A 2,420-nucleotide genomic window follows, 5' to 3' on the forward strand; every position below is an offset into this window, starting at 1 on the left:
GCGCAGAACCCGCCGTTGTTTGCGCTCTTACAGGATGACCGATGTCTTCCAACCTACGGAATGTATCAACCACTTTCGCGCCTGCGCGCATGACCTAGATCGAACATAAAAGACACTAACATATCGAATATCGATAATAGTAAAGAATGCCGGCGTTTATGTCCGTGATCGCCACAACTACTGTGATAAGTTAAAACAAAATAAAACTAAAAGTAGAACTGAAACCGATGTGTTGTCGGAGTCTTTTACATCTCACCGTTTGAGACGACCCAAGTCATTGATTCTGAATATCATCATTTTTGGAACGGTTTATGCATTGTGTTTAGGTGCGCCGTAGTTTTTACAGCGCTCATGGTCCTTGGTGATCATGGCTCTTCAGAAATGGGAGATAAAAAATGTCTAGGATTAAAAAATATCTGTTAGCCGGCGCGGTTGCCGCTCTCGGTTTAACCGGAATTGCACAGGCGGATATTTACAATCCGACCTGGTCAGTAACGGTATGGACCACAACGAATGGTACGATCGGTGGAGGCGACTTCATCAACGCCGCTGCAAGCCCGGCGCCATCGCCTTCGGATGCAATCGCATCGTTCACCTACTCCGGCCCGCTGAATTTCGACAATAGCAACGGCCAGAACCAATCAAATTTCTTCAGCGAGTTTTTCACCACGCCGAGCAATATCTCGGGGTACTCCAGTTCGACCTATAGTCAAGCGGCATTTCTCGGACTGACGATGAGTTCTTCGGGGACCAGCAATTATTCATACCTCCAATTCTCGCTCGAAGGTCCTCCAACCACCATCGCGTCGGGTACCAACGTCACGATCACTCATGACGATGGGGCCAGCAGCTACGCCAACAACACCACAGTAACATCATCCCCCGGCGAAACCTCTGCCGTCAGCGATACCGGCATGCTGCCGACCGGCGCACTGAGCAGCTTCGTCGTCGATTACGTCGAAGCCAACGGGGCACCATCAGTGCTCAAAGTGGACGTCCCCGAACCCGGTAGCCTGCTGTTACTCGGCACCGGTCTGCTCGCCCTCGGCCTGGTTCTCCGTCGGCGCCAGAAATTACTCTGATCCGTCTTGCTGATCGCAACTCGGACGGCCTCGCTCACCTGAGGCCGTTTTTTTGTCGTACTCTTGCCCGTGCCAGGGACACCGTTGCAAGGACATCCGTTCCAAGGACATGGCTCTAGCAGCCCGTCGGATTTGCGGCTTGTGTGAGCGGAAAATTCTGAGCCTTGGGGGTCTCAGGCCGCCTTGATGCGGACGATGCGCCTGCAGTTATCGGCGAGTGCCGTCAGCAGCCATTCTGTGGCCACGTTGTTGAGGCCGCGCAGGCGGAACCGGGTGAAGCCCATTGCGGCTTTGATGATGCCGAAGACTGGTTCGACGGTCTGTTTGCGCTTTTTGTAAGTGGCTTTGGCATCTTTGGTCTCCAGTTTGGCTTTCATCGCGATCCGCCATGGCTCTTTCACCTGCCGCGGCGTCTTGGGCTCTGGCGGTGGCCGGAAATCATAGGGGCGATGCAGCTGGGTTCGCCCGATCGCCACCAGTGGCTCGATCCCTTGGGCCTTGAGTGCGGCCACGGCCGCAGCACCGGCGTAGCCGGTGTCGGCCAACACCGTGGTGGGCAGTCCGATGCCCTGGCGCATCGCAAGAATGGTTTGGGCAAAGCTCGGCGCGTCGGCCGAGGTGGTGACGAGGTTGGTGGTCAGGATCAATTGCGAGCCATCGGCACACACGACCGCCTGGGCATTGTAGGCTTGGCGATATTCATGGGCGTCGGAGCGGCGCATCAGCGCGCTGTCCGGATCGGTCAGGTTGGTCTGGCGCGAAGCTGGTGGGTCGTCATCGGGAGGTCGAGGCGGCGCCCCACGTCGAGCTTTCTTCGCGTCATGGGCGGCCTTTCTGTCCTCATCGGCCGGGCGCTCAGCTGCGGCTTGCTCCTGAGCCTCCTTCTCAAGTCTGGCGCAGGCGGCATCGAGCTTCGCCTTCAGGGCTTCCCGCCTCGCGCGCCAGCAGCAGCACCTGTAGAAACGCCGTCTCGAAGGCCGCTTTGTTGGTCCGGCGAAAGACCGCGATCGTGTCGTGATCAGGATGGGTGTTGGCCGCGACGAAGCGCACACCGAGATCGCGATGCGTGGCGCGTTCAATCCGCCGTGACGAGAAGAGGCCGTTGGCATAGCTGTAAATCAGCAAAGCCAGCATCAGTTGCGGATAATATTGCGGCTTGCCGCCGGCCTGCTTGTTCACCTTGAACGAATGCAACGGCACTCGCTCCACAGCCGCCAGGATGAAATGCGCCAGATCATCCTCCGGCAGCCAGTCCTTCAGGTCAGGCGGGAGCAGAAACGCCTGCGTACGGTCAAACGGAATGAATGTCGCCATATCGACACTTTGACGCAAAAAAAA

General features: G+C 56.9%; 1 protein-coding gene and 1 pseudogene. One reads left to right on the forward strand and one right to left on the reverse strand.

From position 1 onward, the window contains the following. Nucleotides 1-395 precede the first annotated feature (395 nt). Entirely contained in the window at nucleotides 396-1,082 is a 687-nt protein-coding gene (locus ACP5E6_RS18290; protein ID WP_427956752.1) for a PEP-CTERM sorting domain-containing protein, read from the forward strand. Between the two features lie 173 nt (nucleotides 1,083-1,255). Here ACP5E6_RS18290 and ACP5E6_RS18295 read toward each other — a convergent pair. Beyond that, nucleotides 1,256-2,396, reverse strand: a pseudogene (locus tag ACP5E6_RS18295) (transposase). Nucleotides 2,397-2,420 lie beyond the last annotated feature (24 nt).

It is taken from the genome of Acidiphilium sp. (assembly GCF_049977125.1).
Lineage (GTDB): Bacteria > Pseudomonadota > Alphaproteobacteria > Acetobacterales > Acetobacteraceae > Acidiphilium.